The sequence below is a fragment of the Planococcus chinensis genome (genome assembly GCF_042681545.1).
Taxonomy (GTDB): domain Bacteria; phylum Bacillota; class Bacilli; order Bacillales_A; family Planococcaceae; genus Planococcus; species Planococcus chinensis.
In genome coordinates this window covers 362405-385700 of sequence record NZ_JBHUFW010000005.1, presented here as the reverse complement: position 1 = coordinate 385700, position 23296 = coordinate 362405, and the positions used below count along the sequence as shown (strand labels likewise).

At 52.9% G+C, this 23296-nt stretch carries 20 protein-coding genes; 13 read left to right on the top strand and 7 right to left on the bottom strand.

Annotated features, from left to right (window positions below):
- Positions 1-250 precede the first annotated feature (250 nt).
- From ACFSDB_RS09450 to ACFSDB_RS09440, 3 genes are all read left to right on the top strand, one after another.
- Positions 251-1234 (top strand): ornithine cyclodeaminase family protein, encoded by a 984-nt coding sequence (locus ACFSDB_RS09450; protein WP_204892051.1) that lies wholly within the window; start codon positions 251-253, stop codon positions 1232-1234.
- A 190-nt stretch (positions 1235-1424) separates the two neighbouring features.
- Positions 1425-4181, top strand: a complete 2757-nt coding sequence (locus ACFSDB_RS09445; RefSeq protein WP_204892050.1) for an EAL domain-containing protein — start codon at positions 1425-1427, stop codon at positions 4179-4181.
- Positions 4182-4498: 317 nt separating this feature from the next.
- Positions 4499-6136 carry a thiamine pyrophosphate-binding protein gene (locus tag ACFSDB_RS09440; protein ID WP_204892049.1) on the top strand — a complete coding sequence of 546 codons (1638 nt, stop codon included), beginning with the start codon at positions 4499-4501 and terminating at the stop codon, positions 6134-6136.
- Between the two features lie 572 nt (positions 6137-6708).
- Here ACFSDB_RS09440 and ACFSDB_RS09435 read toward each other — a convergent pair.
- Positions 6709-7350: a hypothetical protein gene (locus ACFSDB_RS09435; protein ID WP_204892048.1), complete on the bottom strand. Its 642-nt coding sequence runs from the start codon at positions 7348-7350 to the stop codon at positions 6709-6711.
- A 58-nt stretch (positions 7351-7408) separates the two neighbouring features.
- Entirely contained in the window at positions 7409-7609 is a 201-nt protein-coding gene (locus tag ACFSDB_RS09430) for a hypothetical protein (RefSeq protein WP_204892047.1), read from the bottom strand.
- A 50-nt stretch (positions 7610-7659) separates the two neighbouring features.
- On the opposite strand from ACFSDB_RS09430, the gene ACFSDB_RS09425 reads away from it, so the two are divergent.
- From ACFSDB_RS09425 to ACFSDB_RS09410, 4 genes are all read left to right on the top strand, one after another.
- Positions 7660-8106: a DUF4385 domain-containing protein gene (locus ACFSDB_RS09425; RefSeq protein WP_204892046.1), complete on the top strand. Its 447-nt coding sequence runs from the start codon at positions 7660-7662 to the stop codon at positions 8104-8106.
- Positions 8107-8332: 226 nt separating this feature from the next.
- A complete protein-coding gene (locus ACFSDB_RS09420; RefSeq protein ID WP_204892045.1) occupies positions 8333-9160 on the top strand; it encodes an undecaprenyl-diphosphate phosphatase in 828 nt (275 codons plus the stop codon).
- Positions 9161-9273: 113 nt separating this feature from the next.
- On the top strand, positions 9274-9903 hold the full coding sequence (locus tag ACFSDB_RS09415; protein WP_204892044.1) for an immunity protein Imm33 domain-containing protein: 630 nt from the start codon (positions 9274-9276) through the stop codon (positions 9901-9903).
- 73 nt (positions 9904-9976) lie between these two features.
- Positions 9977-10864 (top strand): TIGR01777 family oxidoreductase, encoded by an 888-nt coding sequence (locus ACFSDB_RS09410; RefSeq protein ID WP_204892043.1) that lies wholly within the window; start codon positions 9977-9979, stop codon positions 10862-10864.
- Positions 10865-11324: 460 nt separating this feature from the next.
- Here ACFSDB_RS09410 and ACFSDB_RS09405 read toward each other — a convergent pair whose 3' ends face one another.
- The 3 genes from ACFSDB_RS09405 to ACFSDB_RS09395 form a co-directional block, all read right to left on the bottom strand.
- Positions 11325-11696, bottom strand: coding sequence for a DUF5655 domain-containing protein (locus ACFSDB_RS09405; protein ID WP_204892042.1), 372 nt, complete (start codon positions 11694-11696; stop codon positions 11325-11327).
- Positions 11697-11730: 34 nt separating this feature from the next.
- The gene (locus ACFSDB_RS09400; protein WP_204892041.1) at positions 11731-12192 is read right to left on the bottom strand and encodes a GNAT family N-acetyltransferase; all 462 of its coding nucleotides are present in this window, start codon (positions 12190-12192) and stop codon (positions 11731-11733) included.
- A 73-nt stretch (positions 12193-12265) separates the two neighbouring features.
- Positions 12266-13063, bottom strand: a complete 798-nt coding sequence (locus tag ACFSDB_RS09395; protein ID WP_204892040.1) for a DUF817 domain-containing protein — start codon at positions 13061-13063, stop codon at positions 12266-12268.
- A gap of 133 nt (positions 13064-13196) precedes the next feature.
- Between ACFSDB_RS09395 and ACFSDB_RS09390 the strand changes: the two genes are divergently transcribed.
- From ACFSDB_RS09390 to ACFSDB_RS09380, 3 genes are all read left to right on the top strand, one after another.
- Entirely contained in the window at positions 13197-13973 is a 777-nt protein-coding gene (locus ACFSDB_RS09390; RefSeq protein WP_204892039.1) for an alpha/beta fold hydrolase, read from the top strand.
- Between the two features lie 330 nt (positions 13974-14303).
- A complete protein-coding gene (locus tag ACFSDB_RS09385) occupies positions 14304-16670 on the top strand; it encodes a M14 family zinc carboxypeptidase (RefSeq protein WP_204892038.1) in 2367 nt (788 codons plus the stop codon).
- A 96-nt stretch (positions 16671-16766) separates the two neighbouring features.
- A complete protein-coding gene (locus ACFSDB_RS09380; RefSeq protein ID WP_204892037.1) occupies positions 16767-18509 on the top strand; it encodes a DNA/RNA non-specific endonuclease in 1743 nt (580 codons plus the stop codon).
- A 62-nt stretch (positions 18510-18571) separates the two neighbouring features.
- On the opposite strand, the gene ACFSDB_RS09375 is transcribed toward ACFSDB_RS09380, so the two are convergent.
- Positions 18572-19024, bottom strand: a complete 453-nt coding sequence (locus ACFSDB_RS09375; RefSeq protein WP_204892036.1) for a DUF305 domain-containing protein — start codon at positions 19022-19024, stop codon at positions 18572-18574.
- A gap of 335 nt (positions 19025-19359) precedes the next feature.
- Here ACFSDB_RS09375 and ACFSDB_RS09370 point away from each other — a divergent pair, with 335 nt between their 5' ends.
- Positions 19360-19740 carry a potassium channel family protein gene (locus tag ACFSDB_RS09370; protein ID WP_377339860.1) on the top strand — a complete coding sequence of 127 codons (381 nt, stop codon included), beginning with the start codon at positions 19360-19362 and terminating at the stop codon, positions 19738-19740.
- Positions 19741-19796: 56 nt separating this feature from the next.
- On the opposite strand, the gene ACFSDB_RS09365 is transcribed toward ACFSDB_RS09370, so the two are convergent.
- Entirely contained in the window at positions 19797-20741 is a 945-nt protein-coding gene (locus ACFSDB_RS09365; protein ID WP_204892035.1) for a magnesium transporter CorA family protein, read from the bottom strand.
- A gap of 274 nt (positions 20742-21015) precedes the next feature.
- Between ACFSDB_RS09365 and cls the strand changes: the two genes are divergently transcribed.
- Both cls and ACFSDB_RS09355 read left to right on the top strand, forming a co-directional pair.
- On the top strand, positions 21016-22488 hold the full coding sequence (cls, locus tag ACFSDB_RS09360) for a cardiolipin synthase (protein WP_377339946.1): 1473 nt from the start codon (positions 21016-21018) through the stop codon (positions 22486-22488).
- Positions 22489-22604: 116 nt separating this feature from the next.
- The gene (locus ACFSDB_RS09355; protein ID WP_204892033.1) at positions 22605-23171 is read left to right on the top strand and encodes an MEDS domain-containing protein; all 567 of its coding nucleotides are present in this window, start codon (positions 22605-22607) and stop codon (positions 23169-23171) included.
- Positions 23172-23296: the final 125 nt, after the last annotated feature.

Below are 23296 nucleotides of genomic sequence, written 5' to 3'. Positions count from 1 at the left end.
AGCGTCCTAATCTTATCTATTAGGTACAGGTGACGCTCCCGAGCGGGCTGGCCACGAGACTCCTGTGGGGACAGCTCGAGCTGAAGGCCCCGCAGGAACGCAGTGACGAGGAGACTGAAGCCGAGCCCACGGAAAGCGAAGTGGCCAGCCCGCTCGGGCTTAAATATCTCTTCTCATTCAACTTAGATTTTATTTACAGTCTCAAGCGGAAACCGCTGTTTCCGCTTTTATTTATTTTAGGAGGGAATTCATGCTCATCATCAATGAACAGCAGATTCAAAAAACGTATAAAATGGCGGATGCCATCCAGGACCTAAAAGCCATCCTTGCGGCGAACCTGCAAGGCAAGATCGACAATCCCCACCGTACCGTACTCGACTTCCCCGAACGGCAGGCTTCCGCCCTCTATATGCCAAGCGCTGACCGGGCCGGCCGCATTGCCGGCGTGAAAGTGGTGACGATTTTCCCGGAAAATCCGGCGCAAGGCAAACCGACGACGCAGGGCATGATATTGCTGACGGATGCGGACAACGGCGAACATGCCGCCTTGATGACGGCATCGTATTTGACCCGCCTGCGCACCGGGGCACTCAGCGCAATTGCGACAGACCGGTTGGCGCGCGCCGACAGCCGGACGTTGACTGTGATCGGCACGGGCGCGATGGCGTTCGAGCAGGTGCTCGGCGTGCTCGAAGTGCGCAGCATCGAACGGATCATCCTGGTCAACCGCACACCCGAAAAAGCGGAGGCGTTCGGCAGGAAACTGACGGCGTTCGGTGTTGCAGTGCCGTGGGAAGTGGAAACAGATGTCTCCAAGGCAGTCCGTGCAGCGGACATCATCTGCTGTGCAACCCGTTCGAACGAACCCGTATTTGCCGGAGCCGATCTGCAGCCGGGCACCCACATCAACGGCGTCGGATCGTATTTGCCAAGCATGCGCGAAGTGGATGAAGCGACACTGGCCAAAGCGGACAAAATTATTGTCGACGATCTGGAAGGCGTCAAGAACGAAGCGGGGGAATTGATCCACGGAGCGCAAAGCGGCGTCTGGTCGTTCGGCGATGTCCACGCGGAGCTTGCCGAGGTTGTAGAAGGGCAAAAGCCAGGGCGCGAAGAGGACAATGAAATTACGTTTTTCAAATCTGTCGGCGCAGCATTTTTCGATTTGGCTGTCGCCCAAGGCGTGTATGCAAAAGTGCGGGCAGACGGGACTGGAATAGAAGTGGAAATGTAGTAGGGCAGCCTGTCCAAGCGGGCTGCTCTTTTTACTTTTATTGTAATAATATGTAAATAAATTTAGGTCGAAAGTATTTAGGCTCTATGGTAAAATATAATAAATGCTATTGTAAATATTAGGCAATTGTTGTTGGGCTGGAAGGGCTGGAAATCACACTGGTACAGCAGTAGGAATGGGGAGCATGTGCATGCAAAAAGAACAAACAAGATATTCGCGTCTTGCGCATATAACAAAATTGATCAACACGAAATTGGAACTCAGGGAAGTGCTGGAGCACGTAACGGCGGCAATTTCAGAAGAGATTGTGCATTGCGACTCCGTCGGCATCTACTTGCCGGAAGAAAACGGTGATTTCCGCGGCTATGTCGGCAAACCGGAAATCATCAACGGGATGACGCTCGATATGCACGTCATCGACATGGAATACGATCTTCTGGCAAAAGAAGTGGTGGACACGAAAAAGTCTATCTATATCCCTGATACATCTAAAGACAGCCGCCCTGATCCGAGAGCCGTTGCCGGTTTCAAGATCAAATCTTTATTCGCATTGCCAATTATGTACGAAGATGAGCTGTTCGGCCTTGTGTTCCTTTTCGACTACGGCATTCCGATGGATTTGAAGGAGGAAGAAATCCAGACGGTCGAAGCGTATGTCAATATGGCAGGTGTGGCAATCCGCAACGCGACGAATTTGACGCGCAAGGAAAACCTGATTGCCGAGAAGCAGCTGCTGCTGGATTTGACGCGTGATCTGTCGATGTGCGCCACGATGCAGGAAGCGCTCGATATTTGCTTCTCGTATGTCGGGAAAGTGCTCAACAACCCGAACGTCGGCGTGCATTTGCTCGATCCTTTGCTCGACAAGCTGATCAAGCCGGCGAGCTTAAGCCGCGACAGCGACTGGACCGAAGAGCAATGGCTGGAAACGCATAAGAAGACGGACTTTGACCAGACGAATGATTTGGTGCTCCAGGAAGTGGTCCGGACGAAGAAGATGATCCTGATTCCGGATGTTTTCGCGGATTCACGCCCAAACCATGAAGTCTGCACCAATTTCGGCATCAAGGGGATGTTCATGATTCCGCTCGTCGCAATGGGGGAAGTGCTTGGCGCACTCGCCATCGTCGAATTGGAGAAAGAGGAGCTCCACTTCAAGGAAGCGGACATGCAGCTGGCCCAATCGATTGCAGATGCTGCCGCTTCGACTTTGTCGAATTTATTGTATATGGAAAAGCAGGAAATGCTGATTGAAGAACGGACTTCCGAAATCCGCATCAAAAACCAGGAACTTGAAAAAGTGGTGGCCGAGCTCGGCAGCCTGAGCCGGGAAAATGCGCTCATCCTGAACTCCGCCGGCGAAGGGATTTTCGGACTGGATCTGGCGGGCAGCATCACGTTCTGCAACCCAGCCTGCGAATCGATGCTCGGCTATGAGACCGGCGAGTTGATCGGTAAATCCTACCGGGTAATCTTTGACATCAAAGAGGCCCAGCGGGATGAGGCACCGCATTGCGAACCGAACCAGCACTTCATCAAGAAAAACGGTGAAAGCTTCCCGGTCGAATGCGTGATTTCGGCGATCAAGGAAGGCGACGAGTTTCTTGGAGAAGTGGTGACGTTCAAGGACATCACCGAACGGAACCAGCTGGAGAGCGAGATCAAGTACTTGGCGTATTACGACAGCTTGACCGATTTGCCGAACCGCGTGCTCCTGAACGACCGGCTGAACCAAGCGCTGAGTGAAGCGCGGGGCAAAAAGCAGCAAGTTGCAGTCCTCTATCTAGATCTGGACCGCTTCAAGCTGATCAACGACAGCCTTGGCCATAGCTACGGCGACATGCTGCTGCGTGAAGCGGCGGAGCGCCTGAAAGTGAGCATACCGCCGAACGCGGTCATCTCCCGTCAAGGCGGCGATGAGTTTACAATCATCCTGACCGGCGTCAAAAGCAAAAAGGATGTCCTGAACGTGCTTGAGCATGTCATGGGTGCGTTTGCGGCACCGTTCTTATTGAAGGAGAACGAAGTGTTCATCAAAACGAGCATCGGCATCAGCATGTTCCCGAAAGACGGCGATACAGCAGAAATGCTCATCAAGCATGCCGATGCGGCGATGTACAAATCGAAAGAAAAGTCGGGGACGTATTACCACTTTTTCGAAAGCGAAATGAACCACCGCAATATGGAGAGCATCAAACTGGAAAACGCGCTCTACAAAGCGCTTGACCAGGATGAGCTGGAAATCTATTATCAGCCGCAGATCGACAGCAAAACCGATACGATCATCGGAGCGGAAGCGCTGCTCCGCTGGAACCATCCGACCGAAGGCATGGTGTCGCCGGTGAATTTTATCCCGATTGCAGAAGAGACCGGCCTGATTGTGCCGATCGGCAAATGGGTGCTTGAGAATGCCTGCAAGCAATTGAAGGGATGGCAGCAGAACAATCCGGAGATGAGCGTGTCCGTCAATCTGTCCGGCCGCCAGTTTGAAGAAGACGACCTCGTGTCGATGATCAAGGGAATTCTCGAAGAGCAGGAGCTTGCGCCGGAATTCCTGCACATCGAGCTGACCGAGAACCAGATCATCAAAAACAGCAAAGTGACGATCAAAAAGATGAAGCAATTGAAAAAGCTGGGCGTCCACATTTCCATCGATGATTTCGGCACGGGCTATTCTTCGCTTGGCTACTTGAAGAACTTCCCGATCGATTTCCTGAAAATCGACCGGTCGTTCATCCAGGACATCATCACAGACGAGGACAACGCGGCAATCACCAATACGATCATCACGCTTGCCAAGAACTTGAATCTCCAGGTCATTGCCGAAGGCGTTGAAACGCTGGAGCAGCTGGAGTTTCTGAAGTCGAAGGACTGCTTTATCATGCAGGGCTATTATTTCAGCAGACCGGTTGTCGCTGAAGAACTTGCCAAGAAATACCTGAACTGAGCTGTTTAGGGTAAATTAAATTTTAAACTATTGATATTCCGCAAAACAGCTCCGCTTTGCTGCGGGCTTGCGCCGAGCTAACTCGGGCTAGATGCCCGAGTGGATCTCAGCACTTCGCTTTCCCGCGGCAGTCTCCGCTGTCTTGCTTCATATCAAGAAATATCTTAGCGCCGGCGCGTCCACGGGCTAAGCGAAGCGATAAGACGAGTGTTCTTCTCGGCTTATTGCGGAAGCCATGCCCAAAGCGGCCGAAGCGGTATATTAGATGACGATTTATAATTTAGGCTAATCTATCTTTAAAAAACAGGAGGAAAATTATGAAAGCCGTTCGTTCCGCATTAGAGTATTTAAAAGGGGTGGGTGTCACCCACGTGTTCGGGATTCCAGCAGGGTCGGTCAATGCATTTTTCGATGAATTGTATGACATGCCGGAAATCACGCCGGTCGTGACAAAACATGAAGGGGCAGCCGGCTATATGGCGGCGTCCTATGCGAGGTATTCGCGAGGCCTCAGCGTCTGCATCGGCAGCAGCGGCCCCGGCGGCACCAACCTGGTGACAGGTGCAGCCAACGCCATGCGCGAGCATTTGCCGGTCCTATTCATCACGGGCGCCGTGCCAGTGAGCACGATGGGCCTGAACGCATCCCAGGAACTCGATGCGGATCCGGTCTTCAAATCCGTCACGAAATATTCCGTCACGGTCACCGATGCCAATGAGCTTTTGAACGAATTTGTCAAAGCGACTGAAATCGCGTTGTCGGGCGTTCCCGGCCCGGTCCATATCGCGATGCCGATCGACGTGCAGCAAGGCCAAGTCGGCGACGTGAAAATCCCGGCGCCGAAAAAACGGGACGATATGATGCCTGACCTTGACGCGATCAAACGGGCAGCGAAAGAAATGGCCGCACGCGAAAGCGGCTATATCTTCGCCGGGCAAGGGGCGCGCAATTCGGTCGGGCAATTGATCGAACTGGCAGAACTCCTGGACTGGCCGATCATGGTATCGCCGCAGGGCAAAGGCATGATGAAATCAGACCACCCGCTGTTTGCGGGTATCTTCGGATTTGCCGGAAACGATTCCGCATCGAAGCTCATCAACGAAGGCGAAGGCAAAACGCTGCTCGTCATCGGATCGAGCCTCGGCGAAACCGCAACGAACAATTACAACGCCAATATGGCAAAAGACCGGTTCCTTGTGCAGATGGATTTTGACGCATCGGTGTTCAACCGCAAATACGAAGTCGATGTGCCGATTTTGGGCGACCTCCATCTGAGCCTGGCATTCCTGATCGAAGAGCTGAAAGCGCTCGGATTCACGAAAAAAGCGGAAGGGCCTGCTGAAGCGAATGAACCACAAGCGGATCTTACAGAATTCAGTACGAAAAACGTGCTCCTGAAAATGCAGGAACTCCTTCCAGCCAAGACGCGCTACACAATCGACATCGGCGAATTTATGGCTTATGTCATCCACCATATGGATGTGCTCGAGGAAGACACGTTCGACATCAACGTCCACTTCGGGGCGATGGGCAGCGGATTGAGTGCCGCGATCGGCTCGAAGTTCGCGGAGCCGGACCGTCCGGTTGTCGCCGTGACAGGCGACGGCTGCTTCTTCATGCACGGCATGGAAGTACTGACGGCGAAAGAATATAACTTGCCGGTGCTGTTCGTCGTCATGAACAACGCACGCCTTGGAATGGTCTACCATGGCCACTCGCTGCAATACAAACGCGTCCATGCGTCGTTCGAACAGGAGCCAATCAACATTGCAGCCATGGCGGCGGCGATGAACATCCCAAGCTTCCGTGTCGAATCGATGGATGAGTTGAACGGCAGCGTCCTTGAGCGCCTGACAAACATGAACGGCCCCGCTGTCCTCGAAATCGCGCTGGTCGACAACAACGTGCCGCCGATGGGCGACCGGGTGAAATTCCTGTCATCGTTCGGCAAATAAGAAAAGCGCAAGCGCCCGTGTAGATTCGACGGGCATAAGACGCACTGGCGAAGCGGCGTACTTTGCCGCACAGCCAGAGTGGCTTATGACCCTAGAATCTGGGCGCTGGAGTCTGGACAATAAGAAAAGCGCAAGCGCCCGTGTAGATTCGACGGGCATAAGACGCACTGGCGAAGCGGCGTACTTTGCCGCACAGCCAGAGTGGCTTATGACCCTAGAATCTGGGCGCTGGAGTCTGGACAATAAGAAAAGCGCAAGCGCCCGTGTAGATTCGACGGGCATAAGACGCACTGGCGAAGCGGCGTACTTTGCCGCACAGCCAGAGTGGCTTATGACCCAGAGTCTGGGCGCTGAAGTCTGGACAATAAGAAAAGCGCAAGCGCCCGTATAGATTCGACGGGCATAAGACGTACTGGCGAAGCGGCGTACTTTGCCGCACAGCCAGAGTGGCTTATGACCCTAGAGTCTGGGCGCTGGAGTCTGGACAATAAATAAAATGAAAACTCCCTTTTCCGGGTGATCCGGAAAAGGGAGTTTTTTTGATGATGCGCCAAGAAGCTGTTTGGCAGAGGTCAGATATGCGAAAAATAGCGGTCGGTGACTTCGTTGATCGAACCGATCGTCTTGCCTTTGAAAGCGTCCGGAACCGAGACGCCTTCCGGATTGCTGTAATAATAGGCGCCAATCGCCTCATTAAAGCGATAGCCTAGTGCAGACAAGCGGGACGCCAATGGTTCCGGCAGGCTATCGCTTCCTGTTTGCTCGGCAAAGTAGGCTGTCGGGATGACTTTGACGTCGATGTCTTCCCGGCCGGTATGGATCGCAAAAAGGTCCTTGTCTTTTTTGGCGATCCATTGCCCTTTGGTGAACAGGCTGATGCGCGTCCGGGAGAGGGCCGCGATGCCTTCAAGATTCGTACCGAACAGCTGGTTCATCATCTTCCGGATCACCGGCCCGTCCAAGGGTTCAGTACATTGCTGCAAATACAGATCAATAGCGGCAATCGAAGGATCGGGAATGCCTTTTACCAACGGTGCGACTTCCTTATGCAGAACCGGCACGACGCAATAGTCGATGCCGTAAACATCAAGCACGGCCTGGCAGATCGCTTTGCCTTCCAGCCGGTCCTTCAATGCCTCGATCCGTTCATCCATCACGGCAACCTTGTCGGCAATCGCCGGAATTTGGTGCTCGGCAGGGGCCACTCTTTCCATAAAACATTTCCTCCTAAGGCCGCAACGGACATTGTGCGAAGTTTTCAATATATTAAGATTATATATCAAGGCTATTGGAAAAAATACCATTATTTTGTAAAGGTGTGAAAAGTGTTTTATTAGCAGGGCAACGATCCTTTCGTCGTTCCAAAAGGGCTTTTTCAACCATCCTTAAGCTTCTTTCAATGGTAGGCAAGGCCTTTTCTTCAATAATGGCCACTCCTTCCTCATTCTGCAGGGAAGCCTGCTGAAATCCCATGCATCATCTTTATAGAAAAAGGGTAAGAACAACACAAGGAGGGGACACCAATGGCATTCGATTACGATTTGGATTATGAAAACCTGGACCTGCGGAAACAGCCTGAACTTTACCGCGTCGGCAAGGGCGAACAGGGCGTGCTCCTGGTTGAACCGTATAAAAGCGAAATCCTGCCGCATTGGCGCTTCAAGACGCCGGAAATCGCACAGCAATCGTGCGATAAAATTTCGGAGATGTTCGAGGAATACCGCAAGCAGGATGATTTTGTCGGCATGGACATGGCGCGCAAATTTATCCAGATGGGCTATACGCGGGCACGCCGCTACACCAATTACAAAGGCGGCCGCAAGTACAACGAAGACGGCACGATCAAGGAGCGCCAGATTGATCCGGTGAAGGCGGAATCGGCCGCCATCTTCAAAAAGCGCTGGGACGAAATCCGGGAAGACGATGATTATCTGCGGCGCAAGAAAGAGCATCAGAAGAAATACGGATGAGCGGGTGCTGCGGCGCCTCTTTTTTTCGCCATAAAAAGTTTGGGAATAAAACCCTGCGGGCGTTTCGGCGCGTCTCCCCTTTCTGTTATAATGGAGCGGAATGATTTTTGGGAGCCTGAAAGAAGCAATCTACATAAAAGTGCAACTTCCTATCCAAAAAAACGTATTTATTATAGCGGCATTTTTTCGGCCAGAGCTCTCACTGTGGAAAGTAGGATGAAAACGAATGGAATGGATGGATTTATTGAAAGCCCTCATTTTGGGGTTTGTCGAAGGGATGACCGAGTTTGCGCCCGTGTCATCAACCGGCCACTTGATCATCGTCGATGATATGTGGCTGAAATCGCAGGAGTTTCTCGGGAAATACCCGGCGAACACGTTCAAGATCGTCATCCAGCTCGGATCGATTTTAGCGGTCGTTGTCGTGTTCTGGAAACGCCTGTTCAGCCTTGTCGGTTTATACAAAATCGAAGGCCAGGAAACAAATAAAAACTTCAACTTGCTGCACGTCATCGTCGGCATGCTGCCGGCGGTCGTCCTTGGATTCGCGTTCAAGGATCTGATTGATGACCATTTGTTCGGCGTCGAGACCGTCATTTATGCGCTTGTCGCAGGAGCGATCCTGATGATCGCTGCCGATAAATTCGGACCGCAGCACCCGAAAGTCAACAGCTTGGATGAAATCACCTATGTGCAGGCGTTCAAAGTCGGCCTCGTCCAGTGCTTGTCGCTATGGCCGGGCTTCTCGCGTTCAGGCGCCACAATTTCAGGCGGTGTGCTGTTCGGCATGAGCCACCGCACCGCAGCGGACTTCACATTCATTATGGCAGTCCCGATCATGATCGGTGCGAGCCTTGTGTCGGTCCTGAAAAACCTGGACACGCTGTCGATGGATTACCTGTCATTCTACGCGGTCGGATTCATCAGCGCATTCATCTTCGCGCTCATCTCGATCCGCTTCTTCCTGAAGCTGATTGCGAAAGTGAAACTGACGCCGTTTGCGATTTACCGTATCATCTTGGCGGCTATTCTAGCAGCTATCGTCTATTTATAAAAAGCGGAAAATGCACTGCCCAAGCGGCGGTGCATTTTTTATTTGGAATTGGAACAAATGCAAGGATACTGGGTATAATAGCAGAATAAGGAAACAATTGGGGAGGCGCGCCGATGGAGTGGTATTTGGAGAATGTCTATGAGATAAAAGCGCAGGCGCCGTATACGTTCTATGTTCCGAGCAAAGAAGTGATCGGCCGGCTGAAAAGGGGCGACATCGTCAAGCTGATTTTCTCGGCGCCCGAAGGAAAAGACGGCTTTGCGGGCGAACGCATGTGGGTGGAAATCACGGAACGAACAGGAGATGACTTCAAAGGCGTGCTGGCAAATGAACCTTTTATTGTTGAAAGCTTAGAAGTGGGGGATGAAATCACATTCGCGGTGGAACACGTCTGCGATACCGAATATGAAGATCCGGATGCCGAGGACCTCGACGCCTATTTCGACACGAAAATCCTTGTCAGCAACGATGTCCTCGAACGGGAAGAATTCAACTTCATGCTTAGGGATCATGCGGATGAACCGGAGGATTCCGGTTGGACGGTCATGAGCGGCTTCGAAGACGACGAAGCGCTGAACAATCCGGAAGAATACCAGTACATCTCTATCGGCAAAGTCCTGAACATCGATGCCTCGATCCTGGCATTTATTCAGGATGAACCGCTTTGCGCCTATGAACGGAACGAAGAAGGGGCGTTTATTAAAATCGAGGATTACGATTGGGATGCCTATTTGAACGAATAAATGCACACATCCTGAACCTTTCGGCTGAAAGGGCGTCAAAATGAATAGACAAAGAAAGAAACGGGGAGATTCGATGGCAAAGAAAGCAGTTCTAGCAGGCGGTACCGGATTTATCGGCCAGTATTTCAAGGAGCGTCTGACGGATGCAGGGTATGACGTCCACATCATTTCACGGCAGAACACCGAGATCATGTGGAAAGACCACCACGGCATCGTTGCTGCGCTCGAAGGCGCGGATATGCTCGTCAACCTGGCAGGAAAATCGGTCAACTGCCGCTATAACGAGGCGAATAAAAAAGAGATCCTGACGTCGCGCACCGATACGACCAAAGCGCTCGGCAAGGCGCTGCTCGCCTGCGATCAGCCGCCGCCGCTCTGGATCAACGCGAGTACGGCAACCATTTACCGCCATGCGGAAGACCAGCCGATGACCGAAGAAGGCGGCGACATGGGTGAAGGCTTCTCTGTCGAAGTCGGCCAGGCATGGGAAGCTGCGTTCTTCAGCTTCAAGCTGCCGAAGACGCGCCAAGCGGCCCTCCGCATCGCCATCGTCCTCGGGGACGGCGGCGTCATGGAGCCATACAAGAACATGGTCCGGTTCGGCCTGGGCGGCAAGCAAGGAAACGGCAAGCAGATGTTCAGCTGGATCCACATCGAGGACCTGTACCGCATGGTGCTGTTCATCAAGGACCATGACGAATTGAGCGGCGTCTTCAATGCGTCGGCCCCGAATCCGGTGACCAATGACGAACTCATGCAGGCGATGCGAAAAGCGATGAACCGTAAACTCGGGCTGCCGGCAGCAAAGTGGATGCTCAAGGCGGGCGCCGTTGCGCTTGGCACCGAGACCGAACTGATCCTGAAAAGCCGCTGGGTGCTGCCGGAACGGATCGAGCGTGCAGGATTCAAGTTCACTTATGAAACGCTTGATGACGCACTGGCGGAAATCTTGCAGAAATGAACACAAAATAGAGCTTGTCCAAAAAGTCTAAAACTGAAGACAAAAGGAGAAAAAGTCTCACTTTTTCTCCTTTTGTCTTTTACTTATTCTATAAACGGCTGATGGGAATGGAGGCGGCGAGCAAGTTGGCCGAAGGGAGTTCGGCCGACTTGTTTGCGACGAAGCAGCGAAGCGATGCAACGCCCTTTCATGTCTCGAAGCTAGCGCAGCGACGGTTTTTCATGCACCGAAGCTAGCGTAGCGATGCAGGTGCAATGCAGAGACAGGAGCACCGGTTTTGCCAGCGGGCCAGCGAAGTGCCGAAATCCACTCGGACACCAGTCAATGCTTGACCGAAGCTTGCGAGGGCAAGTATTTGCGACGAGCTTGCGCAGGAGCACAGGTTCTTAGTTAGTTCGGCGCGAGCCCGCAAAAAGCGTCCGCCGCAATGAACAGCAGCCCTACTAGGATAGCCCCTTTTTCAATGGCGGGAGAAGTCCAAGGCTTCGGCAATCCATCCCGACAGCTCTTCGTCCACTTCATCGATCTTTGAAATGATGACGTGATTCGTCCAACGCCCTGGCCGGATCTGGGTAGCCTCAGCTATTCTGGCGCCTTCGAGCGGATAGCCGAGCCACAATGTCAGAACCAGATAATGTTCCGGGCGCCCTTTGATTTTTCGGGGCGGAAGCCAGGCGGCGGAAAATACCCGGGCATCGATGAACGAAATCTGGCTTTTCCGGACTTCCACCCGGGTTTGCGGCGCGAGGGCTGAAATGCGGTCTTTTATACGTGCGTATATTGGAAGAACAACGGGCACAGCTGCAAAGAAATCGCGTTCTTCAGGATCCATACATGGCCTCCTTTTTAATGCTAGGGGGGTTGTGCTATTCCCCTAACTTCATTTTCATCCCTTCATGCGTCGCCTTGAACCCCAGGCCTTCATAAAACCGCAAGGCATCGGGGCGCTGCTTGTCAGTTGTCAGCTGGACCAGCTGGCAGCCGCGCGCTTTTGCGCGTTCGATGCCGTAGCGGATCAATTCGCTGCCGACTCCTTGGCCACGCACCGACGAACATGTCCGGACGCCTTCGATGGTCATGCGCCATGAACCTTGATGCGTCAAATACGGGGTGAATGTCAGCTGAGCGACGCCGATGATGCGGCCGTCCCGGCAAGCGACGGTCAATTCGTTGTTAGGATCGGCATCGATCGCCCGGAAAGCTTCCATGTAACTTTCCGGCAGCGGATCTTCAAAGCGTTCGCGCTGGCTGCCGAGCACATCGTCTGCAAGCATCTCTACGATCCGCCCGACATCTCCGGCTTCAGCTTCTCTGAATGTGATTTCCATTTTGCCACCTCCCTGATGAATCCATCATAGCGAAAGGAAGCCCATAAGTTAATTCGAAATAAAAGAAGAGACTCTATAAGATTTCCTTATGTGTTATACGTATGGGCTGGTTTTCATATTTCAACGAGCTTTTCACCCGCTTCAGCTGGGCAACAATGATGACTGATATGATGACGAGCAGGAACCATGAACTGATTTTGCCGATATGGACAAGCGACCACGCCGCTTCCTGGTTCGGGTACTGCCAGGCGCCAAGAAAAGTTGTAATGTTCTCCGCAATCCAGATGAAGAAGCCGATCAAAAGGAAAGAAACCATCATCGGCATCTTGAAGGTTTTATTGTCAATGCGGAACGTGACGATCGTGCGGAAGAAGATCAGCACCAGCAAAACCTTCAATCCCCAGCGGACGTCGTACGTGAAATGGTGCGTGAAAAAGTTTGCGTAGATCAGGATGCTGATGGCAATGCTGTAGAACGGCTTCGGCCAGTCATACATTTGCAGGTCGAAACGCCGCCATGCCTGGCAGATATAGCTCGCGACACTGGCGTACATGAAACCGCTGTAGAGCGGCACCCCGAAAAACTTGCTGTAGGCTTCTTCCGGATATGCCCATGACCCCATATGGACTTTGAACAATTCTAGCCCGAGCCCGATCGCGTGGAACACACAAATGACTTTGAACTCATCCCGGGTCTCGAATTTTGATGTCAGCATGAACACCTGTGCCAGGATGCACACCAGCAGAATAAAATCATAGCGGGGCAAATACGGGATGTCGATAAACTTTGATACGGCCAGCGCAGCGAAAATGATGACAGGGAAAATACACGATAGGGCTTGCCGGTATCCGAAAAGCAAAAAAGATTTCATTACGCACCGCCTCCCAAGATCTTGCTTTTGAAATTGGACGCTGTGTGCATTCCGGAAGTTGCTTTTAACTAGGGGAGATTCCAGAAAAACGGGTATAGAAGCTTAGAACTCGAATCAAGAAGGAGGAGAAGGAATGCCGACATTCAATGCAAACGGTATCGAACTGTATTACGAAGAACAAGGGGAAGGCGCGCCGCTGATCCTGCTGCACGGGCTCGGCGCGAACCGCGCCATGTTCAAGCGGGAAATGGATCATTGGGGCGCATCCTACCGGGTCATCGGGCTGGATTCGCGCGGGCACGGCCGTTCGGACAAGCCGGCGGAATTCACGCTGAACGACCACATCGAGGACACCGTCGCGCTGCTCGATCATCTGGGCATCCAAAAAGCCCATGTATTGGGTGTTTCGATGGGCAGCTATATCGCACAAGGCATCGCGCTCGCCCACCCCGACCGCGTGGAAAAATTGGTGCTCGTCGTCTCCAAAGCGCACGGCAAAACATCTTCCACCCAGGAAATGATCGAGCAGCACGCGGAAGAATTGAAAGGCGTCGACGAACAGCAATATCCCGACATCCTTTTCAAGTACATGTTCCATGACCAGGAAGCCGTCAAGGAATGGCAGGAAGAGCTTTGGCAGACCGAACAGGAATTGTCGCTCGCGGAAATGGCGGCAGCCAACAAAGCGCTTGCCGGATTTGATTTCCGGGCAGCATTGCCGACCGTCGCAGCAGAAACATTGGTGATCAGCGGCACGTACGACGGGCTGAATCCGCCCGAGCGCGGAAAGGAGCTGGCCTCCTTGATTCCGAACGCCCGCTTCACCGAATTCGAGAACTCGGGGCATGCCCCGAACGCGGAAGAACCGGAGCGCTTCATGGAAACCGTACAGGAATTCTTGGAAGGGTGATAAAGGGCCAAGTGGGAATTCAGGAGGTTTAAGTGGGAACTCAAAGGTCCCAAGTGGGAACTCGGGCATTCCAAGTAGGAACTCGCCGCCAAACTCCAAAAAGAAGAAAACCGCCAAAAGCTTGGAGAAAATCTCCAAGCTTTTATTCATGACAAAAAATTATGGCACACGAAACAATCTTAATAAAAACATCCGCCAAAATAGCCTGGAATGTTCTCTGAAAAACCTAAATTATTAGTCTATTTGTATTATGGAAGTCCTCCTATTCTTCAATTATTATTAGTATTAGTCCATATTTATACAAATACTACTATAAATGGAGGAGAACGAATGAAAAAAGCAGTAAGCGGTTTATTGGCGGTCAGCATGCTGGCGACAGCCCCGTGGTCTTCGGTCCTCGCAGAGTCCCCGAAAACCACCTATGTCAACGCATTGGAAGAACAAGACGGCAGCAAATTCAACTCCGAGAACTACGACTTCCTGAAATTCTCGAAAGTCGGAGCAGAACTCGAGCGCATCAATAAAGCATCCAACCGCATCAAAGTGGAGATCCAAGGCGAATCGGCAGACGGCCATCCGTTGTATGTCGTAACCATTGCCGACCCGAAAACCGGCGGCAAATTCGGCCACAACAAGGCACTTCGCAAGCAGATGTTCAAAAATCCTGGAAAAGCCCAGGAATGGATCGCCCAGAATCCTGATTTCAAAGTGCCGATCATGATCAACGGCTCGATCCACGGCACGGAATTTGTCGGCAGCGACGCGGTCATGCAATTGATCGAACGTTTCGCAACAGACAACGACGTGCAGACCAAAGAAATCCTCGAGAACAACATCCTGGTCTTCAACGTCGTGGCGAATCCGGACGGCCGCGTCGATGCGACCCGTTTCAACGGCGAAGGCATCGACTTGAACCGGGACTTTATCACCCAGTCGCAGCCGGAAACCGAGCACACGGTCGATCTGATCACCGAATGGAATCCGATGGTCTTTTTGGACACGCATGGCTACGTGAAAAACTACGCGCCGAACAAGCAGGGCTTGATCGAGCCGTGTACGCCGCCGCATAACCCGAACTACGAGTACGACCTGTACAATAAATGGGCATACGGACAAGCGGAAGCGATGGAAGCGGAAATTATGAGCAATAAAGGCGAGTACGAAGGGTCGCTCTACCAGAACATGACGGGCACCTACGTGCCGCAGCGCGACGACGCAGCCGGCTGGGACGATTATCCGCCGATCTTCACACCGATGTACGCCATGTACCACGGGGCTTACGGCCACACACTTGAAGCGCCGACCAATGACGAAGACGGCGTGAAGTGGATGTACGACGCCGTCATGGGCGCATTGCAGTACGCGACGGACAATAAAGAAGAGATGATCGCCGATCAGATCGAGATCTTCAAGCGCGGCATCAACTTCGACCATCCGTTCCATGCAGACGGCTTCTTCCCGGAAGCTTACGTGCTGCCGGTCGATGAGGAAGATCCGACGGTGACGGAAAAAGCGGTCAATCACCTGATCCAGAATGACATCGAAGTGGTGAAAGCGTCCAAAGACTTCACAGCGGACGGGAAGACTTATGCCAAGGGTTCGTATATCGTGAAGATGGACCAGGCGAAAGCGGGCCTTGCGAACACGATGCTGTGGGACGGCGAAGACATCACGGATGATACGCCATCGATGTACGATATTTCCGCATGGAGCCTGCCGGAACTTTGGGGCTTCCAGGCCGACCCGATCAACAAGGCATTTGACGCAACGGCAGCAAAAGTCAGCGAAGTGAAAGGCCAAGGTTCCGTTACTGGAAAAGGGCCATTCGTCATCCCGAATTCATCTGTCAAAGCGGTGGAATTGGTGAACACGCTTCTTGCGCAAGGCGTTGCGGTAAAACGCAGCGAAACGGGCGACTTCTATGTGGAAGCGCCGGCCAATAAAATTGCGGCAGCGGTCAAAGCATCCGGCCTCCAGGTAAAGAGCGGAACGGTCCCTGCAGATGCAGAAGCGATTTCTGCAGTGAAAGTCGCCATTCTTGAAGACGGCGGCATGGGCAAAGTCCAATCGCATGCCGGCATGAATTTGGCGCTTGAACGCCTCGGCTTTGACGTAACCGAACTTTCGCCGGTCGAAGTGGCGGAAGCAGGGCTCGCCGGTTTTGATGCGTTCATTTACAACGGCTCGGAAGGCTTGATCTCCACCAACTTGAGCGCTGCGAACAAAGAGTTCGGCTTCCAAAACGCTGAGCAGCTCGCGAAGTTCAAAGCGAATATCAATGCATTCATCGCAGACGGCGGCAAATACATCGCAGCCGGCGCGGGCGCATCGCGTGCAACGAAAACACTCGGCTTGACGACAGCGACAATCAACACGGGCGGCAGCAACAGCAACGGCATCGTGTCGGTTGATTACGACGGCACGGGCATCACGGCAGGCTACGGCCAGGACGACATCGGCTTCGTCTACCGCCCGGCTTGGTACACGGGCGTTGACGCTGAGGAAGTAGAAGCGTCATTCGATGACAGCGACTTCTTCATGGCGGGCCATTGGAAAGGCAGCGAAGCCGCATCAGGACAGCCGGTCATCGTCCGTGAAAATGATAAGGACGTTACGTTGATTGGCATGGAGCCAGGATTCCGCGACCATACGGATTACTTGTTCCGCCTCGTATCCAACGCGATCTTCACAAAATAAACACCTATAGAGAGCAGCTGCGCTACACCGGCTGCTCTTTTTCCATTGCATGAGCCCAAGAAGAGACTAATCGAGCAGCAAAGGAGCGGATTCAACATGGCGGACGAAAAAATGGACCGGATCGAAAGGGCGGCTTTGGCGCGCTACCAGAAACTTCAGCAGGACCGGAAAAGGGAAGCCGCAGCGGCAGCGGGCCCGGAAACGATGGATGTCCGCAGAAGCGTGATCAATCCCCACGACAGCCTGGCGGCAGAGCGCATCATCCACCGGAGCGACTTGTTCCCGATTGCGTATCTTGAAGCCGGCTTGATTGCCGCCAAATCGGTGTGCCGCATTTCGCTGCGGAACCACCAGGGCCAGATCAAAGGCTACGGCACCGGATTTTTGATTTCCCCGTCGCTGATTTTGACGAACAACCATGTCGTCGATTCGTACGACACTGCGCTGAATGCAGTAGCGGAATTCAATTACGAAGACGACGTGAACTTCATGCCGCGCACCATCGTGCCGTTCCGTCTCGAACCGGAGCGGTTGTTCATCACTGATGAAGCACTGGATTTCTCAGTCATTGCGGTGCAGGAGAAAGGGCTGAGCGGCGCGCGTGTTTCGGATTTCGGTTACTTGCCGCTGCTTCCGATGCCGGGCAAGATTCTTGAAGGCGAATACGTCTCCATCATCCAGCATCCGAAAGGCGGACCGAAAGCCGTGACGGTCCGGGAAAACGAAGTGAAATTCCTGTCGGACCATTTTGTCCATTACGCGAGCGACACCGAGCCGGGCTCCTCCGGCTCGCCGGTCTTCAACGACCAGTGGATCGTCTCGGCGCTTCACCACGCGGGCGTTCCGGATCCGGCCGACCCGACAAAATGGATTGCCAATGAAGGCATCCGGATCAGTTCGATCCTCCACCATTTGCATGGCGAACGCGGCAAGCTTGACGCAGCTGGCGCGTCGCTACTTGACGGCGTGCTGCCCGAAGCGCCGATTCCCGACAGTCCTGCGGCGCCGATCGAGGTCGGGGAACTGGCAGCCGACTGGTACAATGACGCCGGAGGTTACGACCCGGCATTTCTGGGCGAAGGGCTGAACGTGCCGCTCCCGCCGGTGAAAGATGCGGCGGACGTCGCCGAAACGCTCGACGGTGGAAAGGAGCTCGACTATACACATTTTTCCATCGTCATGAGCCGGTCGCGGCGCCTCGCGTATTATTCAGCCGTGAACATCGACGGCAGCCAATTGGTCGAAGTGAAGCGTTCGAACGACAAATGGTATTTCGACCCGCGCATGGCCCGGGAATTCCAGAGCGGACCGGAGCTGTATGCCAGGAATGACCTGGACCGCGGCCATCTGACCAGAAGGCAGGATCCGAACTGGGGGAGGGACGCTGTCCAGGCGAATGCCCATACGTTCCATTTCACGAATAGCGCTCCGCAGCACAAAGGACTTAACCAGAAGACGTGGCTGAGCCTCGAGGATTACATCCTGGAAAACGCCGGAGCAAACGGCTTCAAAGTAAATGTCTTCACCGGTCCGGTTTTCCGGGACGACGATGTCGTGTACCGGGGCGAATTCCGGATCCCGGCGGAATTCTGGAAAGTGGCGGTCATGGCCAAAGAAGGCGGCGCGCTGTCGGCGACGGCGTACTTGCTGACGCAGCGCGATTTGATCGGCGATTTGGAATTCGCCTACGGACCGTTTCAGACGTTCCAGGTGCCGTTGGCGCTGCTCGACGAACTCGCCGGCATCGATTGGAGCGCGCTGCAGCCGCACGACCCGCTGGCAAATGTGGAAGGGGCTGGCGCGCGGCTGATTGCCGGACGGGGGGACATCCGCCTGTAAAAGGCCAAACATAAAACGAGAGCAGTTCCGGAAAACCGGCTGCTCTCGTTTTGTGGTTCGCCTTATTCTTCATTTTCAAGTTCTTCAATCAGCCGCTTCATCTCGGCGATTTCCTTTTTCTGCGCTTCGATGATGCTGTCCGCCAATTCACGCACACGCGGGTCGCTGATATCCGCCCGTTCGCTCGTCAGGATGGCAATCGAATGATGGGGGATCATGGCTGACATCCAGCCTTTGTCTTCGATCAGCACCTGGCTGCGCACAAGGTACAATGACAATGCGAATACCAGGGTACTCGCGGCAAGTATCGCGGCGTTCACCTTTTTATTCTCATACATTTTCCACATGAACAGCAGCATGACGATGGCCATGACGGACCCCATAATCAGTGCCATGTATATCCGCGTCTCGCTGAACGTGACATGGTCGAATTGGAAAACGTTCAAAAACATCAGCCAATACATGATGAATGTGGAGGTTCCGATCATGATGCCGAATCGGATGTAATTCTTCATCGGTTTCAACTCCTCGTATCGATTTTTTTCGTCCATACTCTACCCTTCCCAATGGGTTTGCAGTTTCTGTGCAGAAATGGGGGAAATGCGTTTTTTTCAAGAATTTCTTTGGCAGGTGCATGATTGGGCAGCCAGATAAGTGGAGATATGGTTCGAACTGCTTTACGATAACGTTAACCAATCACTTATTAAGAGAGGATTTTGACAATGTTCTCAACCGTTTTAATAGGGTTGGCGTTGGTTTTCATGGCGGCGAATCTGGTTCATTTTTTTGCTGGGCATCGGTATGAAAGAAGTTACTTTCAATCGTCATTGTTCCAAAAGCTTTTTTTGCCATGACAGGCATTACGATCGGCTTTGCTGTGCTGTATTATGCATTAGGGCTGGATGCGCCAGTGCTTCGGTTGAATGACGAAGATGGCAGAGAAAGTGAGGGCAGCTTTTGGGAGTACTTGTACTTCAGCGGGGTCACGATGCTTTCGGTCGGTTATGGCGACTTGGTTCCGGTCGGTCCAGCCCGGTTCTTCGCTATTCTGCAGGCCGGAATTGGGTTGCTGCTGCCAACCGCTTTTTTTGTCCACGTTCTTCATGAGCGGCCAGGCAATGCCGCATCCGACCGCGGCAGAGGTGAAAAAGAAGGGCAAGGGAATTATAGCGATAAGCGGGATAAGGACGACTGGGACGATGAAGAAACGGAAAGGGCGGACAGAAAATAACCTGAAAAGAGGAACCCGGCGAAGGGTGTTGCGCTCCTTCGCCGGATTCCTCTTGTCTAGGACTTCCCGTTCTCTTTGGTCAAGCTTTGCAGCACGCTGCCCATCCATTTTTTCTTCTTCAGGTAGAAATACAGGAGAAGCGTCGAAAAGGCGATGACGGTGAGCGCGGCCGCATAGCCGTACTTCCATTTGAGTTCGGGCATGTTCTCGAAGTTCATCCCCCAAAGCGCGCCCCACGCTGCGATTGGCGTAAACATTACGGTAATGATCGTCAAAGTCTTGACGATTTCATTTCCGCGGTAGGAGACAATTACGGTTTCGAGATCGACGATTTCCCGGATTTCCGTATCGTATTCCTGGATGATGTCGCGGCACCGCGTGATCCGTCTGGAAGTGCGCTGGTGATGCTTCCCTTCGGTGAAAATCTCTCCGAACACTTCCGGGACGGCATCCCGGATTTCGATGATCGGAATCATGAGGTTTTTCCATACCAGCACTTCGTGGCGCTGGCCCATGATATTGTCGAGCACCTGCTTATCGTTTTTGATTTTGATGCGCCACAATAATTCATGCATGCGGTCCTCAAACTCGTCGATGTCCTGCAGGAACGAAGCGACAACTTCGCCGAGCAGGATCATGAACCCTTCGATGGCATTCTCAGCGCTTTCCATTTTATCGATCAATTGCCGCTCGTTTATATTGTACAGAAGCGAGTACTCGATTTTATTGGTGATGAGGGTCTCGCCCTCCAAATAATAATGCAGGATGCTTTGGTTTTTATGCTCTTCGATGTCTTGGTGGTAAATGATCGACCCCCACATCGATTCATCGCCTTCCACTGCAGTGTCCATATAGAGGCTGCTCGTGCGATTCGCTTTCAACGATTCATGCCAATAGGTTTCGCTCTCCAGCTTGCTGTAGAGGGAAAGGGAATTCCGCTCTTCGATTTCATCCAGAATGATCCACTTCCATTTACCCCCGTAAAATGACCGGTTTTCCAATGTCCCATCGCCTCCTTGTACACTTGCTGAACCTCTCCCTATTAAGAAAAGATGGTTCCGGCAAGGCGCCTTCAAGCACATTTTACTTTTGCTTCAGGCATCCGCCTTTTCTTCCCCCATACCTCTTTCCCCGCTGGATTAAACAAAACGGAAAACTTTCCGGAAACCCGGTAAATTTGCTGCCTGCAGGAAGGGCGGCGTGTGAAAAGAAACGAATAGGCAAGGAGCAAACCGGGTAAAGAAAGGGGCAAGGGATTCGAGAGGAGGGGATACTATCTTTGACGACGGAGGGATATCCTTTCAATGGTGGAATACAATCAGCAACTTTATATTCATGTTGAATATCGTGCTGGCTTTTTTTATTTTATTCAAAGAGCGGAAGCGGGCTTCTTCGCTGTGGGCCTGGATACTGCTCCTGATTTTCCTGCCGGTGGTCGGCTTCCTTTTGTATCTGCTGTTCGGCCAGCCGCATAATAAAACAAAAGGCCGAAACGCGAATGCATACGCCAATCCGGAACTCGAAGCGCGCGCCGAAGGGCAGCTCGAAGCGCTGGAGAGCGGGACGTTTACCGGACAGGGCCGGCTCCCTAAGGATTTGCAGGGGCTTATCAAGATGCAGTTGAAAACGAATACGGCGCCGCTTTCGACGGACAACCGCCTGCAGATCTTCAACGACGGGGAGCGGAAGTTCGACGCGCTGTTCGAAGACATCAAACGGGCAGAAGACCACGTCCACCTGGAATATTATATTTTGAAGAACGACGGCATCGGCAACCGGCTGATGGAGCTCCTTGCCGAGAAAGCGAAAGAAGGCGTGAAGGTCCTGTTCCTTTACGACGATATCGGCTCGAATGCTTTGCCGCGGGACTTTTTTGAAGCTTTCACCGAAGCGGGCGGCAGGGCATCAGCGTCGCTCCCTTCGCGGCTGCCGTGGTTCAATCCGCGGATCAATTACCGGAACCACCGGAAAATCGCCGTCATCGACGGAGCGGTCGGGTATATCGGCGGCTTTAACGTCGGGGATGAATACCTTGGCGAACAAGTGGAGATGGGCTATTGGCGGGATACCCATCTGCGGATTGCGGGTAGCGCCGTCCATTCGATGCAGCATATTTTCCTGAAGGACTGGAACGAAGCATCCGTAAGCCATCCCGTCCGCTATAGCCAGGCGTATTTCCCGGAAACCGGTGGGGAGCACGGGGCGGCAGTCCAGCTGGTGGCGAGCGGCCCGGACGAGCCCGACGACCAGATCAAATACGGCTTATTGAAGCTCATTGCAAGTGCACAATCGACGATCCGCATCCAGACGCCGTACTTTATCCCGGACGAGTCCATATTGGACGCCATCCGCGTCGCCGCGCTCAGCGGCATTGATGTGGCTGTCATGATCCCAGGGAAGTCCGACCATCTTTTCGTCCACGATGCCAGTCTGTCGTTCCTCGAGGAATTGATAGATGCGGGCGTGCGGGCCTACCGCTACAAGAATGGTTTTTTGCATGCGAAAACGATGACGGTCGACGGCAAGGCGCTGTCGGTCGGATCCGCCAATCTGGACACGCGCAGCTTTTCCTTGAACTACGAAGCGAATACGTTCATCTACGATGAGGCCACCGCTTTGGAAATGGACCACATTTTTGCACAAGACGTGAAGTTGTCGCAACGCGTAACAAAGGAAATGTTCGACGCACGCACGCCGTTCGAGCGCGGCAAGCAGCGGCTGGCGCGGCTGTTCGCGCCGATTCTGTAAGGAATTCTTTTGAGGGGGATGGGGCTTCTGTATACGGGAAAGAGGACAGATGTTCCTGTTTTATGTATAATGAATCTACTGAAAGTGACGCCATACTTTATTAAAGGGATGATGGATTGAACAAAAATATGCTCAGCTTGTTTGAAGAACAGCGCGATGCCCATGTGCTTTATGCCTATGATGAAACTGAAAAATATATCGAACAAGCTGTGGCTTACGCCAAGCATGGCGTGGAGGCAGGGGATTACGTCCTGCTGATTGAAAACCCGCGGCTGTCTCCGAAAATCCAAGCGGAATTAAAGAATAAGCTTTCTGGGGCGCAAATGGAAAAGATCCATTTTGTCAAAAGCTTCGATTTCTATTATTCAAGCGGCAGCTACCATCCGCCCGCCATCCAGGCCTATTTTGAAAAGACCGTCGAGCCGTATGTGCAGACTGGAGCGTCTTTCCGTTCCTGGGCGCATGTGGAGTGGGCGACGATGCAAGACCCGATCCACCTGGTCGAGGATTTTGAAAAAATCATCGACGTCGCGGTAAAGGAACTGCAGTTTCCGCTGATCTGCGCGTACGCCAAAAAAGCGATGCCGGAAAGCGTAAAAACGATGCTGCTCGAAACGCATCCATATTTATTGGTTGAAGACGAAATCGTTGTTTCGGAACAGTACGAACCGGCGGAAGCTTAACTCTTGATTGTTCACGCCGGGATCCCCGGCGTTTTTTTATTGCCTACCTGCCTTTCGTGCCGACGGCTCAGGCCGGCAGACGGGCGAATGAAGAGCGGAAAAGGTATAGTAGAAGGAACAAATGG